Below are 14,628 nucleotides of genomic sequence, written 5' to 3'. Positions count from 1 at the left end.
AACCCGGCCCCGCGCTCTGCGCGGGTAAGACCGGGACCGTTGTGCCGCAAGGCAGAACTGCCACATGAGCGCCACAAAGCACTCACTGGCAACGGGTGACCATGCCTCATCCCGATCGGACGAATCACGAAGGCGCCCTTCGGCGACATCCTCGACAGAGGCTTCCGCCCGCGCCTGAGCCCAGCGGTGGGCCCGCCGCGAATTTGCCTGGGCAGCATCGCGACGCCGGGTCAGCGGCGCAGCCGGCGGGCGCAGGGGCCGTCGTGGTCGGCGCGGAGCAGGCAGCGCCGGCCGCCGGGCATCCGCAGGTCGCAGAAGACCCGATGGCGTACGTTCTGGTGGTCCTCGGCGGAGACGGTGGTCTCCCCCGGGTCGGTCTGCGGCAGCACCAGCAGCCACCGGCCGATCACCCGGGCCAGGCGCTGCGCGGCGGGCAGATCGGCGGCGACGACCGGCAGGTGGATGACGTACCGCTGGGTCATGCGCCCGGACCCCGGTCGGCGCGGGTGCGGGCCTGGTCGGACTGCCAGCGGCGCAGCGCGTCCTTGATGACGGCGGTCTCCCGCCGGCTCGCGGCCAGGGCCGCGTGGGCGGCGGCCAGGTCGCCGGCGACCCGGTCGAGGAAGGCGTACACATGGTCGGGCTCCAGGCCGCGGCGCCCGAGCCCGACCAGCCTGAAGCGGCGCTCGCGCACCTGCCACGGCAACAGCGAGGTGTACGGCATCGCCGTGCCGACATGGGTCGGCCGTTGGTTGCGGACGCTCATCTGCTGCCTGCCTCTCTCGTGGAATGGAAGGGGTGGGGCCACCCGCCCTCCCCGCACGTGCGGACCCACCCCGCCCTGCCACCGCAGCTCCGATCAGCGGTACGGCACCAGGGCCCTGCAGTCATCGTGTGACAGCGCGAAGTGGAAGTGCAACGTTCCACGGCAGAATTCTTGGCAGAGGCATTGACTTTCTTTACCGGTACCGGTAGCTGTTACATGGGCACATTACGCAGTGTTGCGGAATGGAATCAAGGAGTGCTCAGGTGGCAGAGGATGTCGGATCGACCGTGCCACGCCGGCAGCTCGGCCGGCTACTGCGACAGTTCCGCACCGAGGCGGGGGTGACCCTCGACGCCGCCGCCGAAGCCCTCGAATACAGCCGGCAGAAGATCTGGCGCATCGAGAGCGGCCTCGGCCCGGTGCGGATGCTCGACGTCAAGGCGATGTGCGAGCTGTACCACGTGTCGGCAGAGACGACCGAGGCGATGCGCGGGCTGGCCGCGGAAACGAAGTCCAAGGGGTGGTGGCACGCGTACGGCGACGCGGTACCGAGCTGGTTCGAGCTGTACGTCGGCCTGGAATCCGCCGCCGCACATCTCCGCCGCTACGACGAGTCCCTGATCCCCGGACTGTTCCAGACTCGCCAGTACGCGCAGTTCATCTACCGGCTCGACCGCCCACAGGCGAGCGAGGAGGAACGAGAGCGAGCAGTCGAGGTTCGGTTGCAACGGCAGTCCCTGCTTACGCGGCGGCTTCCAGCAGCGCCGCAAGTGGTGCAGGTGCTTTCCGAGGCGGTCATCCGCCGGTCCGTTGGCGGACCGGGAGTCATGCAGGCCCAGCTCGACCACCTCATGAAGCTGTCCGACCTGCCGAACGTCTCCATCAGAGTGCTCCCGCTGGTGGCAGGCCCTCAGCCCGGCGCTGTGGCCGGGTCATTCGTCATCCTCGACTTCCCCCCGACCAAGGGCGGCCGATCAGCACCGGAGCCGTCCGTGGTCTACAGCGAGTCACTCACCGGTGCGCTCTACCTCGACAAGGCCGACGAGCTGGCCGCCTACGAGCGCGTCTGGAAGGGACTGGATGCGCTCGCCCTCGGCAAGGCAGAATCGAAGGACATGATCAAGAGGATCACCGGGGAGATGCGGCATGACTGACCTGACCGGCGCCGACTGGCGCAAGAGCACCCGCAGCGGCGGCAACGGCGGGGACTGCATCGAGGTAGCCGACAACCTCCCCGGCATCGTCGCCGTACGCGACTCGAAGGACCCCGGCGGCCCCATGATGACCTTCGACAGCGATACTTGGCGCAGGTTCACTGCCGCGGTCAAGACCTCAGGGCTTCATTCTCACTGAGATGGGCGGCGGAAGGCGTAACGGTACAACTTCGAGCCGCCGAATCAACCCTGATCGTGGCTGCGTCTGCGACGGGAGGACCCGCTGCCGGACGTCGACGACCAGGTAACCCAAGCACGACTCAGAACCGCAGCGACAGCCTGAAAACCTGACTCAACTGCTCAGATTCTCGAACTCAAGGATCTAGGCGGTCGCGGGCAGCGCGTACCGTACGCCGGTGAGCTGCTCCGACAACTCCCACAGTCGACGGCCGGTCTCGGTGTCGGTCGCACCAGCCGACAGGGCGACCCGGGTCGGGAAACCTCGCAGTTCGCCCTTGCCGTCCGGGCCGATGAACGCGCCGCCTTCGATCCCCGGCGCGGTCGACGCGTACAGCAGGGGCAACGCGCCCTGGTCCGGCGTCTGCGCGAGCGGCCTGGCGATGATGCCGAACAGTAGCCGCGGCAGGCCGATCGCCCGCATCTGCAGGTTGGTGGCGGTGTATCCGGGGTGGGATAGCAGGCTACGCAGTGGGCTGCCCGCCGAGGTCAGACGCCGGTGCAGTTCCCACCCGAAGACGGCGTTGGCCAGCTTGGACTGGTTGTAGTAGGCCATCGGCTTGTAGCCGCGGGCACCGGTCAGGTCGTCGAAGACGATGCGTCCCTGGCGGTGGTTGAGCGAGCTGACGGTGACCACGCGGGGGTCATGCCCAGCGGCCAGCAATTCGAGCAGCAGTCCGGTGAGGGCGAAGTGGCCGAGGTGGTTCGCGGCGAACTGCAGTTCGTGGCCCTGTGCGGTCAGTGTTCGGGGCGGGGCCATCACGCCGGCGTTGTTGACGAGCACATCCAGCCGGGGAAGGTCGCCGTGGAGCCGGGCGGCGAAGGTGCGGACCGAGTCGAGGTCGGCCAGGTCGAGGCGGCGCACCTCGAGGCGGGCCGCTGGGTGCTGGGCGGTGAGGTCAGCGACGGTGCGGTGGCCCTTCTCCTCGTCGCGGACGGCGAGGATGACCTGGCCGTTACGACGGGCGAGCGCGCGGGTCGCGGCCAGGCCGAGACCACTGGTGGCGCCGGTGACGACGAACACCCGGCCGGTTTGATCGGGGATCTGCTCGGCGGTCCAGGATTGCTGCTTCATGTGACCCACGCTGCCATGGGTGGCAGCTACTGTCAAACGGTGCGCTTCATGTCATGGGAGGCAGGGGGTATCATCAGCCCATGGCCTCCCGTCCCGAAGTGAGCTTGGCCCAGCGCAAGCGCCAGCTGGTCTCGAACGAGCTGACTGAGGCAGCGCTGCAGCTACTCGCCCTGAAGGGGTTCGACTCGGTCACCATCGACGAGATCGTCGCGGCCGCTGGCGTCTCCCAACGGACCTTCTTCCGGTACTTCCGATCCAAGGAGGACGTGGTCGTCCAGTTCCTGGTCGGCATGGGCGTTGACCTCCGCGCCGACCTGGCCGCCCGCCCGAGCGCCGAGCCGCCCTCGGTGGCGCTGCGGCACGCCGTGTGGGCGCCCATCGCCGCCTGCGCCGACCACCCCGACCGAACGCTGCGCGTCGTCCAGCTGATCCTGCGCACGCCCGCGCTGCTCGCCCGCTTCCTCGAGCGACAGGAGCAGTGGCGCGACGACCTGGCAACCGAGCTGGCAAGCCGCCTGGGGCTCGCCTCCGGCAGTGAGGTGTATCCCCAGATGGCGGCCCGCATGGCGCTGGCCGCCTTCGGCACCGTTCTGCAACGGTGGAGCGACAGCGAGGGCAAGGAAGAACTGGCCGACCTGACCGACCAAGCCTTCGCCGTCATCGTCCCAGCGCTCGACACGATCTAGTGCGCTGACCACATACGTTCACCGGGTTGGTGACACCCAACTACTGCGCCGCAACGAGATTCTCATTCCAGCGCACCCGCACGCGGAAGGAGTCCCGACCCGGACAAGGACATCAGCTTCCACCGCATCGAGCACGTCACCTCGCAGTTCCCGGACCGCTGTTTCGCGTTCGACCAGTTCGGGCCCCTGTCGATTCGCCCGCACCACGGCAGCACATGGGCGCCGCAGACCAGGCCGGACCGGCTGCCGGCCACCTACCGGCGTACCCACGGCATCCGCTATTCCTGGGCCAACCCGATCGAAGCGCAATTCGGACCGCTGTGCGCGTTCACCACGGCCAGCTCGAACCACCCCAACCACACCGTGCTCGCCCGCGAACTGTGATCCATCAAAGCCGGTGAACGTATGTGGTCAGCGCACTAGTCATGCTGCGGCGCGGGCACGCGAGGCGGTAATGGCGCCGGCGACCGCGAGGACTGTGACCAGCCCGACGCCGAGCCACGCCCAGCCACGGTCTGCCCCGACCAACGCCTCCACCGTGCCGATTGTCGTGGGGTTCGGCACGAGCAGGGCCGGCCCAGAGCCTCGTAGCGGCCCGACCGAGATCAGCACGCCCCAACACCAAGTGAGCCCGGCATAGCCGGCCCAGGCCAGGAAGCCCGCACGAGGCGACCATCGCCAGCGCACACCCACCACAACGCCGATCAGCGCCCAACTCACGAACGCCACCAGGCTGCCGACGGCGGCCAACACGACGCGACCGTCGGCGAGCGTGGCGTGGTCAAGGAACCGCTCGTACTCCGGATTTGCCCGCAGCGTCAGCACGGTCAACGGCGCGACCGGGCGGCAGCCCCACCAGGCCAGCATGACGCCATGCCACCGCAATCGGGGAGGCGCGGAGCAGCCGCTCAGTGTGACCGTTGGTGTACGCGTAGCAGAACGGGGAGTCCACGTCCGCGTCCAGGCCGCTGAGCAGCACAACGTGCCCGACCCCGCGCTGGATCGCAGCGTCCAGGACTTTGTGGTGGTGGACGATCACCCGCGCGGCCTCGCCATCGCTGGACACGAACACCAGCGTGTCGACCCCGTCCAGCGCGGCACGCAGCGCCGCGGGGTCGTCGTACGGCGCGGTACGACTCGACAGCCCGACGACGTCGTGCCGTCGCTCGTCGGCCAGCAGTTGCACCACGTGGCCGCCGATCCGGCCGGTGCCCCCGGTGACCGCGATCCTCATGTCTCCCACGCGAACCCGTCCGGGTCGGTGAAGGGCCCGGCATCGCTGCCGATGACGATCCGGTGCGAGCCGGTGCCGTCCGGGGAGACGTCGGCGTCCTTGGCGGCGGCGCGGCGCCCGTAGAGCGCCAGCTTGACGGGCGACTCCGAGCTGGCGAAATCGACGTACTTGCTGCCGCAGCTCTTCGCCACGGCCAGGCCGCAGTCGACGTAGAACTGCTTGCTCGCCTTGACGTTTGCGACGCCCAGCAGCAGCACGATGTCGTCGATCTGCCGGGTGGCCGGCCCAGTGTCCTTCTTCGCCGACGTGGCGATCTTCCAGATCGCCCCGTCCGGGGCCTGCACGACGCCGCCGTAGCCCCAGAAACTCTTCTTGACCGGCTTCAGCGTGGTAGCACCGCCGTCGAGGGCGGTGCCGATGAGGCTGTCGACGGTGCTGGGTTGGGGCACCACCAGCGACAGCACGAACCCACGGAAGCCGGTCGCCGGCGCCTCCGAGGCACGTACGCGCACGTGATCGGCCACACCGAAGGCGGTGTAGAAGGCACTGGTGATCGTGGGGTCGGGCACTTCAAGGGTGACGGATTTGATCGAGGTCATGCCGATCACGCTGCGGGCGGCTGCGCGACCCGCGCTTCTCGATTCCTGACCGGTCTGATCACCTGCTTCGCCACGCAGAGCGGCCCTGACTTTTCGCTGGCACGGATCACGGCACGAGGCCGAAGAGGTTCACCAGTCGCGGGCCCAGTCCGGCGGCGGTACCACGACGAGTTTCGGCTCTCCGCTGATCGGCTCCCGCCCGACATCTGGAGATGTCGGGCGGGATTGAACCTCAACGCTGCGCGACCCGGTCGCGCGCCCGTACCGCGCCGAAACCGCTGGCTCCGATCATCAGGTACAGCCCTCCGGGCGGGCGGGAACCAGGCTGCCTACATCTGGATGAGACGGGTCAGGTCCACCTTGGCGATCGCGCCGGCGCGGACCTGGGCCACCGCGACCGGCTGGCCGACGACGCGGTTGGGCAGGTCGACCTGCACCAGGTAGGTCCCGGGACGCAGATGCACGAAGCCGACCCAGCCGTCGCCGTCGGTACGACGGGTGATCGGCTCACCGCCGGTGGTCAGCGGCCGCAGGGTGACGGTCGCCTGATCCAGCGGCGCGCCGGTGCGCAGCGCGACGCGCCCGGACACGTGCCCCTCGGTGGGGGTCGCCTTCCACGGCATCACCGGCACCGCCACCTCGTTGGCGAACGGGGCGTCGGGCCCGGTGGTCAGCGCCTGGGCCAGCTTGTCCCGCTCGGCGTTGCGGAACGACAGCGGCTGGTTGACCCCGGCGCGGGTCGGGTTGGCGTACGAGTAGCCGCTCCAGCCGGCGGCGGTGTTGCCCGCCGCCGTCGGGGCGAGCGCCTGGCGTATCTGCTCGACGCTGTCCGGGATGTCGTTGAGGTACAGGGCCGGGCCGATCACCGCCTGCCGGTCGCCCTGCCAGTCGGCGAGCACCTCGGTCCACTCGTCGTACATCTGCTTCTGGTCGGGCATCCAGTTGCGCTTGTAGTTCATGGCGACGACCGTGTCCATGATGCCCTCGGCCAGCCAGCCCTTCCAGTCCTGCAACACCTCGGCGTACGGCCGGGTCTTCTCCCAGCCGCCCATGGTCTGCGGCCCGAAGCTGTAGGTGATGCCGTCCATCGACAGGCGCGCTCCCGGATCCACCTCCCACATCCCGAGGTAGATCTTGCGGACTAGGTTGGTCATCTGGGTGCGCCGCCAGTCCGAGAACTGCGGGTCGGAGGGTAGCGGGGTGTCGGTGCGGCCGGTGGCGGCGCGGAAGCGGGCCAGCGAGGTCTCGCTGTAGCCCCAGTCGCTGTGCGTGGTGGTGGAGTTGAAGTCGGGGTAGCGCACGTAGTCGAGGTTGACGCCGTCGACGTCGTACTCACGCACGATGCTCTGGATCGCCGACACGATGTAGTTGACCGCGTCCGGGTTGGCCGGGTCCATGTAGGCGTTGGCGCCCATGAGTTCCTGGCCGTCGTAGCGCTTGTTGAGCCAGCGGTCGGCACCCGTGGCGGACAGGCCGTGCTTGTTGAAGACGTGCTCGGGCGAGGAGTGCGGGGTGGCCGAGTTCCACATCGTGTTGACGTTGACCCAGGCATGCACCTCCATGCCCGCCGCGTGCCCCTGCGCGATTACCTCGTCCAGCGGGTCGTAGGGCCGGGGTGCGATCGCCGCGTCGGTACGCGGGTAGAGCGCCCGGTTGCAGAAGCAGTCGTAGCGCCGGGCGATCTGGACGATCAGTGCGTTGGCGTTGATCTTCTTGGCGTCCTGCACGAGCCGGGTGACCTGTGCGGGGGTGTAGACGCCCTCGTTGAACGCGTCGACCCAGTAGCTGCGCCACTGTTGGGTGGGTTCGGCTTCCGGGGCCGCGTTCGCGGGGGTGGCCATGCTTAGCGCGAGGACGGTGGCGGTCAGGACAGCTAGCACGCGTCTTTTCAATGTGCCCTCCATGCTGGAAGGTGCGCTGAAGAATACCTGCAGCGATTACAGTAGATGCGAAGGTAAGCTACGGGGCGATCGTGGACAAGGGGACCGAGACGAGTTGCCGCTCAGGGGCGTCCGCTCACTCAACGTCCGTCAGCGGCGCAGGCGGCGGGAGCACTCGCCGTCGTGGCCGTCGCGGAGCACGCAGCGCCGGCCACCCGGCAGCCGCGCCGTCGAGATCACGCCCGGCTCCGGCTCCGGCTCCGAGGGCGTGGACACGGTGACCAAGCGCAGCGAGTACGCCGCCGCCGGCATTCCACAGTGCCGGGTGGTCGACCAGGATCAGGCGCAGACCGTCACAATGCACCGCTTGGACGGCGAGCACTACGCCGTCCGCGCGACCATGCCGCTCGCCTGGGTCCTCAACACCGACCCCGCGGACCACGACCTCGGTTGATGCCCTATCGGGGAACGGGCTCGTCGTACGGTGGCTCCTCTTGACATTCTCTCCCGCCTAACCGTGGTGGCCGGAGGCGGGTATCCACCCTGGGATACGAAGGTCAGCATGGAGCTCACCCGTCTTTGCCAAGCGCTTCGTTCGGCGCAACGCCGGTCTTCCACAGCGCCTCGAATGCGTAGGCAAGCAGTTCTGCCATGTCGGGGTGGTCGATGACCACGGTCGTGTACTGCGTGTCACCGGCCACCGGGTCGGGCAGGTGCAGGGCGGCCACGCGCCGGTCGACGATCACGCCTTTGAGTGGGAGGCTGTCGACGATGCGAATGGCCTGCCCCGCCACAGCGGCCTGCTTCGCGTGCTCGGCGATCTGGGGGTAGCTCAGCGAGCTGCGATCGTGGATGGCCCGTATGACCTGCGCCTTCTCGTGGTTGTCGTCGGGGGTCGGCTGGGTGAAGAAGGGCGGCCGCACGAACGCGAGGTACTCGCGCTCGGCACCGTTGATGAGTGCGGACACCCGGGCCGCCGCCGATGCCTGGTCCCGCAGGACCTCCACGTACTGCAGGGGCGCGCCCCGGTCGCGCCCGTCGTCCCACACCGGTGTCAGCTGTTCCACGAGGTCATCGGCGTCACGCTCGAGGTCTGCCATAGCCTGCCGCTTGGCTTGGACGAGGGCCGCCACCGCGGACTCGGGGTCGGCGGCGGCATACCGCAGGTGATCCCCTGGCACGACCATGACGAGGTCACGTTCAGCAAGGGTGCGCAGGACGTCGTAGACGCGCTGCCGCGGTAGGCCGGCCACCCGGGCCACTTCGGCCGGGGTCGCGCCCTCCCGGCGCAGCAGCGCCAGGTAGGCGCGGGCCTCGTAGCCGCTCAGGCCCAGCGCTACGAGCCGTTCACTCAGATCCATCACTACCTCCAGTGTCACCATTGACAATAGTGACACATGCTTCTACGGTCGGCGCCACTGTCCTTCCGAGACTGCGAGGAACTCTATGCGCCTCACCAAGTCCTTAGCCCCGGCCGTGGCGATCACACTCGTCGCCTGGGCCGCGGTGAGCGGTACATCAGCAGCCGCGCAACCAAGCGCCTCGGCGATCACCGCGTCGCCGGCGACCTCAGCCGCGCAGTCGCCTGCGGCGTCCACCGGCGACTCGATCGTCACGCTGGTCACCGGCGACCGGGTGACGACCCGTGGCACCGGCATCGGTCTTCAGGTGATCGACGTCGAACCGGGTCCCGGCCGCGAGGACGTCACCTTCACCCGGGTCCGGCTGAACGACCACGAGCTGGTGATCCCGTCCGACACGGCCGACCTGTACAGCGCCGACCGCATCGACCGACGCCTGCTCGACGTCACGGCACTGACCACGATGGGCCTCGGTGACCGCAGCCAGGCGGACATCCCGCTGCTGCTGGGCGCCGCCCCCGATGTCGCCACCCGGGCCGGCCTCACCGACGTGACGGGCATGTCGAGGGTGGGACTCACCGCCGCCACAGTCGCCAAGCAGAATGCCGCGACTGCGTGGTCGCAGCTGCGCGCGGCGGCCGAGTCGGGGGACCTCGCGCAGCTGCGCCTCGACGGGGTGGTCAAGGCCACCCTGGACGAGAGCGTGCGGCGGTCGGGCGCCCTCAACGCCTGGAAGCGCGGGCTCACCGGCGCCGGCGTCACCGTGGCCGTGCTCGACACCGGCTACGACATGGAGCACCCCGACCTTCAAGGTCTCGTCGTGGGTTCCAAGGACTTCGTCAACGAGGGCACGGTCGACGACAAGAACGGGCACGGCACCCACGTCTCCTCGACGATCGCCGGCACCGGCGCCGCCTCCGGCGGTCGCTACAGGGGCATGGCGCCCGGGGTGAAGCTGCTCGAGGGCAAGGTGCTCAACAAGTTCGGATCGGGCAGCGAGAGCGGCATCATCCAGGGCATGGTGTGGGCGGTCGAGCAGAACGCCGACATCGTCAACATGAGCCTCGGCGGCAGCGTTCCCGACGCCGGCCGTGACAGCCTGTCCCAGGCGCTCAACGCCCTGAGCGCGTCGTCGGACACCTTGTTTGTCGTCGCGGCCGGCAACGACGGGGCTCCCGAGACGATCGGCAGCCCGGGTGCCGCGGATGCGGCCCTCACGGTCGGGTCCGTGACCAAGACCGGCGCGCTCTCGTCGTTCTCGAGCCAGGGCCCGCGCAGCTACGACCTGGCGATCAAGCCGGACATCGCCGCGCCTGGGAGCGACATCGTCGCGGCCCGCGCGGCGGGGACCTACTCGGCATCCGCCGTCGACAAGTACTACTCGCGCCTGTCGGGCACCTCGATGGCCACCCCGCACGTTGCCGGCGCGGCCGCCCTCCTCGCCCAGAAGCATCCGGACTGGGACGGCGAGCGCCTCAAGGCAGCGCTCGTCGGCGCGGCGGACGGCAACATCGACGTGTCGCCGTTCGCCCAGGGGGCCGGAGAGCTCGACGTCGACGAGGCCACCGCCACCGACGTCGTGGCCACCACCGACCGGCCCGCAACGGCCACCCTGCCCGCCGCAGCGCCCTCGACGTGGACGTTCGGCTACCGCAACGTCAGCAACCACCCGCTCACGCTGAGCCTGTCGGTCTCGCTGCGCGACACCGATACCGGTTCCGCAGCCCCCGCGGGCCTCGTCACGCTCTCGTCCGACCGCCTCCGGCTCGCACCAGGCGAGGCCGGCACCGCGACCGCCACGGTCGCGTCGGTGACGCGGCCCGGCAAGTATGCCGGCTGGGTCGTCGCGACCGCACCCGGCGGGATGGAGGTGCGCACCCCGGTGGCGGCGGTCGTGGCCCCGCCCCTGCACAACGTGACCTTGGTCCGTCCCACGCCGCGTGCCACGGCCGACCTCGCGTTCCTCTACACGATCATCCAGAACGAACAGACCGGGTACACGTGGTTCGACATCACGAACGCCACACCCAAGGTGATGTCCCTGCCCGAGGGCTCCTATCGCGTCTTCGGCCACACCTACGAGACCGACCTGGGCAGCAACGACAAGGTGCTGGCGACCCGGTCCACGCACTTCGCGCAACGCATCATCGCCGACAAGGACGTCCAGTTCAGCCCTGACCTCAGCCACGCCGCACCGGTGCGGGTGGGGCTGACCGGCACCGTGGCCCGGCTCGCCTCGGGCAGCGTGGGCGTCCTCTCGCGGCTGCCGATGGGCGCCCAGGGCCTCGTCGCCCCGACGATGAACGAGATGCACCAGGTGTATGCTGCCCCGTCGGGACCGATCCCCGGCGTCGAGCTCCTCAACGAGGGCGGTTACTCCGAGCCGCTCATCACCGCGCGCAGTGGTGCGGACACCGAGTGGGCCCTGACCAGAACGACCGTCCAGCCGTGGGTCGGACGGCTGACGGCGCGTGTCGTCGACGTGGGGGCCGCCACGGATGCCGAGATCGCCCGTGCCGGTGTCTCCGGCGCGATCGCCCTCGCGACCTTCCCGGCCTCGGTGCCGTTCGCCACCCGCGGGCTCCGCGTCAACGCCCTCGCCAACGCCGGAGCCAAGGCCGTCGTGCTGGCTGACCAGAACGCCACGAGCACCGCTCTTCCGGTGTTCGTCCTGGCATCCCAGCAGGTGCCGGCCTTCGTCGCCGCCGTGGCGACCGGATCGTTCGCGCTCGACCTCGTCGGCACCGACACCCCGCGTGAGGCGGCTTTCGTCGTCCATCGTGTACAGGGTGAGGTGCCGGCCGGGGCGGACCTCCGTCAGGACGCCTCCCAGCTGGCCGTGTCGCCGACGACGCTGTCCGCCCTCGGGGTGAACGGATACGGCAACACCATCACGAGCGCGGCCAACCTGGACGGCCTGATGGTCGGCGACCGCGCCACCGTGCGGGTGCCCTCGACAGTGCGGATCCTGCGGACCCCTGGCCTGGCCTGGACGACCTCGATACGCCACTACACCTTCGAGGGCGAGGGCGGCGGGTCGGTGCCGCTGGGGTGGATGGACTCCGAGCCGACCACGTATGCCGCCGGCTCCGTCACGCCCGAGTCGTACCTCGCTGGCCCCTTCAACCCGTCGCTGTCGATTCGGAGGAACCCCGCTCCGGACGCCCTGCCCTACGTGTACCGGACCAAGGACGAGGAGCTGCGATTCGAGCTGCCGATGTTCTCGGACAGCGCAGGCCACCGCACCGGCAACACGACCGTGACCGACACCGGCGACGTGACGCTCACCGACGACGCCGGTGTGACCATCGCAGCTTCCGACGCGGTGGGCCGCCTCACGGCGAAGGGGCTCAGCCCCCGCACGGCGTGGTACCGGCTCACCTCTCACGCCAAGCGGACGTTCACAAAGTGGCCGCTCAGCACGGAAGTCACCTCCACATGGCGCTTCAACAGCGGCCACGTCGCTCAGGGCTACGAAACCCTGCCACTCATCGACCTGACCTACCAGCTCGCCCACGACGAACACCAGTCGGTCGCGGCCGGGCAGGCGGTGCAGCTTTCCCTGACCGCCGGCCACCAGATCGGTGCGAGGGCGCGAGCGACTCACGTCCAAGGCGTCGAGTACTCGACCGACAGCGGCAAGACCTGGTCACCGGCCCCGGTGCAGGTCGACGGCACGTCGGCGGTGGCCACCCTGCCTGGGGTTGCCGCTGGGAACGTGAGCCTGCGTACCACGGCGGTTGACGACCAAGGAGGCAGTCTCGTCGAGATCATCATGGATGCCTACCGAGTGCGTCCCTGAGGGGCTGACGGGCGTGCCGGGCCTTGGCGCGTGAGGGTTCACGGACGGTCACTGCTTGACACGCCACGTCAGAGCCGGACGGCATACATCCGTCCTTGAAAGAGGGCGCCGCACGTCACGTGCGGCGCCCTCTCGCATGCACATGTGTGGACGAGGCTTTGTGGCGGCGTCCTCGCCCGCGAGATTGATCGTGTGCATGGCACGGTGTGGCTCACAGTCAGCCCTGACCAAGCATGAGCGCATCGTCTATGACGAGGCGAGGATCGCTCGCCACGCCGAACTCGTCGTGGTCACGATGTCCGCGTGGGGCATGGCCCTTGAGGACCAATGGCCGGAGATCCGGCGCTAGCGCTGTTCGTCCATCGTCCCCGCACGCGCGGGGGTCCTCCGCTGACGTGTTTGCCGCTGTGGTTCATGTACTTGTCGTCCCCGCACGCGCGGGGGTCCTCCGCGCGCCCAGGACGCCCAGCGTGCCAGGCTCGAAGTCGTAGAGTCGTCCCCGCACGCGCGGGGGTCCTACGCGGCCACCCGCAACGACCCGCAGGCGTGGATGGTCGTCCCCGCACGCGCGGGGGTCCTCCCGTCCGCTTGACCTGCCCGGGGCCACCCTTGATGTCGTCCCCGCACGCGCGGGGGTCCTCCGGGGCACGCGTACCGGCCGGCGGTCGCGGGCGCGTCGTCCCCGCACGCGCGGGGGTCGTCCTAAGTCCGCCCGTCTGGCCGGCGACCACCCCGCGCGAAACATGTCCTACCCGGCGTAAGAACCCCTGGGGGTCCCTAAGAAACATTAGGGAGTCGGGGCAGGTTGATCTTGCCGATGAGGTCCTTATCGGTCAGGTTTCCGCAGCTCAGCTACCTGACAGGGCAGATCGACAAGGCTCGTATGGGGCCTCGAGTCGCCGACGCCCCCAACCGAGCCCCCAATGCCGCACCCAGCCGAGCCCCCACACGCGGGCTGACAACCACAGGGCCGGATCGGCCGCGACGAGCGCCCAACACAGTCCCTCTCGATCGCTCGCACGGGTCGCCGCGTAGCCCGCAGGCCACCGCGACGGTCGCGGAATGCCACACCGCTGCTGCACCGTTGACAGCCTCTGCCAGGGCTGACAGCGCCGCCGATATGAACTGCCCCGGGCACTGTGGAGGCCTTGATGTTTGAGCTCACCTGTCGGGTCAGGTCCTGTTAGGTCGCGTCAGGTGCTGTCAGACAGCGGTGCTTCCTGACAGCAGCGCTCGCTCGCCTCCCAGAGACGGCGCGGTCTGACCGGAATCGCGGGCCGTGGTCCTGTCACGCAGAGTCCGGTCTGACAGGTCCCGCGTGAGCTGGTCGGGTCTGGTGGTATCGGCGCGCAGGAGGTGCACAGCGCGGAAGCGGTGGCGTCGGACAGGTGGTGCCCGTCAGCGCGTAGCTGCCGGGTGAGGGCCTTGCGGGACTGCGGTGCCCCGTGAGCGGTCAAGGCTTGGACGGCGGCCCGGGCGGCCGTGACCAGAACGACGATCTCCGGCCTCGGTCCCGGACCGGTGTGTCGCCCGCCCGCCGGTCCGGGACCGCCGACCGCCGTCCGGGACCGCCGAGCGCTGGTCCGCCGAGGCGGGACCGCGACGGTGGTGTCCCGGACCACGGGCGTGTCTGCGCGGACCGGCAGAGGCGGTCCGGGGACCGGCAGAGGCGGTCCGGGGACCGGCAGAGGCGGTCCGGGGACCGGCAGAGGCGGTCCGGGGACCGGCAGAGGCGGTCCGGGTGTTGCCTGGCGTTCTTGGTGAGGATGTAGCCGTCATCGGTGGTGCGGATGTAGGGGCATGAAGATGCCCCGCCGGCGGGTTGCCGGGCGGG

General features: G+C 69.5%; 14 protein-coding genes, 1 pseudogene and 1 CRISPR repeat array. Of the genes and pseudogenes, 6 read left to right on the top strand and 9 right to left on the bottom strand.

Going from position 1 to position 14,628, the window contains the following annotated elements; all coding sequences use genetic code 11:
- Positions 1-230: 230 nt before the first annotated feature.
- Both ABZ807_RS32130 and ABZ807_RS32125 read right to left on the bottom strand, forming a co-directional pair.
- Positions 231-482: a hypothetical protein gene (locus ABZ807_RS32130; protein WP_357166523.1), complete on the bottom strand. Its 252-nt coding sequence runs from the start codon at positions 480-482 to the stop codon at positions 231-233.
- Positions 479-766, bottom strand: a complete 288-nt coding sequence (locus ABZ807_RS32125; RefSeq protein WP_357166520.1) for a DivIVA domain-containing protein — start codon at positions 764-766, stop codon at positions 479-481. Before ABZ807_RS32125 ends, ABZ807_RS32130 begins: the two co-directional genes overlap by 4 nt.
- Positions 767-1,008: 242 nt before the next feature.
- On the opposite strand from ABZ807_RS32125, the gene ABZ807_RS32120 reads away from it, so the two are divergent.
- A complete protein-coding gene (locus ABZ807_RS32120) occupies positions 1,009-1,920 on the top strand; it encodes a helix-turn-helix transcriptional regulator (RefSeq protein WP_357166517.1) in 912 nt (303 codons plus the stop codon).
- The gene (locus ABZ807_RS32115; RefSeq protein WP_357166514.1) at positions 1,913-2,119 is read left to right on the top strand and encodes a DUF397 domain-containing protein; all 207 of its coding nucleotides are present in this window, start codon (positions 1,913-1,915) and stop codon (positions 2,117-2,119) included. The genes ABZ807_RS32120 and ABZ807_RS32115 overlap by 8 nt, the downstream gene beginning before the upstream one ends.
- Positions 2,120-2,302: 183 nt before the next feature.
- On the opposite strand, the gene ABZ807_RS32110 is transcribed toward ABZ807_RS32115, so the two are convergent.
- Positions 2,303-3,232: an oxidoreductase gene (locus ABZ807_RS32110; protein ID WP_357166511.1), complete on the bottom strand. Its 930-nt coding sequence runs from the start codon at positions 3,230-3,232 to the stop codon at positions 2,303-2,305.
- Between the two features lie 80 nt (positions 3,233-3,312).
- Here ABZ807_RS32110 and ABZ807_RS32105 point away from each other — a divergent pair, with 80 nt between their 5' ends.
- Together ABZ807_RS32105 and ABZ807_RS32100 are read left to right on the top strand one after the other, a co-directional pair.
- Entirely contained in the window at positions 3,313-3,918 is a 606-nt protein-coding gene (locus ABZ807_RS32105; protein ID WP_357166508.1) for a TetR family transcriptional regulator, read from the top strand.
- 37 nt (positions 3,919-3,955) lie between these two features.
- Positions 3,956-4,299, top strand: a pseudogene (locus ABZ807_RS32100) (IS630 family transposase); the annotation flags it as partial.
- A gap of 42 nt (positions 4,300-4,341) precedes the next feature.
- Here the strand turns inward: ABZ807_RS32100 and ABZ807_RS32095 are convergent.
- From ABZ807_RS32095 to ABZ807_RS32075, 5 genes are all read right to left on the bottom strand, one after another.
- Complete coding sequence (locus ABZ807_RS32095) at positions 4,342-4,749, bottom strand: hypothetical protein (RefSeq protein WP_357166505.1); 408 nt, start codon at positions 4,747-4,749, stop codon at positions 4,342-4,344.
- Positions 4,700-5,152, bottom strand: coding sequence for an NAD(P)H-binding protein (locus tag ABZ807_RS32090; RefSeq protein ID WP_357166502.1), 453 nt, complete (start codon positions 5,150-5,152; stop codon positions 4,700-4,702). Before ABZ807_RS32090 ends, ABZ807_RS32095 begins: the two co-directional genes overlap by 50 nt.
- Positions 5,149-5,751, bottom strand: a complete 603-nt coding sequence (locus tag ABZ807_RS32085) for a glyoxalase (RefSeq protein ID WP_357166499.1) — start codon at positions 5,749-5,751, stop codon at positions 5,149-5,151. Before ABZ807_RS32085 ends, ABZ807_RS32090 begins: the two co-directional genes overlap by 4 nt.
- A gap of 329 nt (positions 5,752-6,080) precedes the next feature.
- Complete coding sequence (locus tag ABZ807_RS32080) at positions 6,081-7,631, bottom strand: family 10 glycosylhydrolase (RefSeq protein ID WP_357166496.1); 1,551 nt, start codon at positions 7,629-7,631, stop codon at positions 6,081-6,083.
- A gap of 150 nt (positions 7,632-7,781) precedes the next feature.
- On the bottom strand, positions 7,782-7,907 hold the full coding sequence (locus tag ABZ807_RS32075) for a hypothetical protein (protein WP_357166493.1): 126 nt from the start codon (positions 7,905-7,907) through the stop codon (positions 7,782-7,784).
- 1 nt (position 7,908) lies between these two features.
- Between ABZ807_RS32075 and ABZ807_RS32070 the strand changes: the two genes are divergently transcribed.
- Positions 7,909-8,085, top strand: a complete 177-nt coding sequence (locus ABZ807_RS32070) for a hypothetical protein (protein WP_357166490.1) — start codon at positions 7,909-7,911, stop codon at positions 8,083-8,085.
- A 115-nt stretch (positions 8,086-8,200) separates the two neighbouring features.
- Here the strand turns inward: ABZ807_RS32070 and ABZ807_RS32065 are convergent, their stop codons facing one another.
- A complete protein-coding gene (locus tag ABZ807_RS32065; RefSeq protein WP_357166487.1) occupies positions 8,201-8,992 on the bottom strand; it encodes a helix-turn-helix domain-containing protein in 792 nt (263 codons plus the stop codon).
- Positions 8,993-9,107: 115 nt separating this feature from the next.
- On the opposite strand from ABZ807_RS32065, the gene ABZ807_RS32060 reads away from it, so the two are divergent.
- The gene (locus tag ABZ807_RS32060; RefSeq protein ID WP_357166484.1) at positions 9,108-12,794 is read left to right on the top strand and encodes a S8 family peptidase; all 3,687 of its coding nucleotides are present in this window, start codon (positions 9,108-9,110) and stop codon (positions 12,792-12,794) included.
- Between the two features lie 361 nt (positions 12,795-13,155).
- A CRISPR array of direct repeats spans positions 13,156-13,497; the repeat unit is 28 nt; unit sequence GTCGTCCCCGCACGCGCGGGGGTCCTCC.
- Positions 13,498-14,628: the final 1,131 nt, after the last annotated feature.

This window comes from Micromonospora sp. NPDC047548 (assembly GCF_040642975.1).
Lineage (GTDB): Bacteria > Actinomycetota > Actinomycetes > Mycobacteriales > Micromonosporaceae > Micromonospora.
This window is presented reverse-complemented; position numbering and strand designations above follow the sequence as displayed.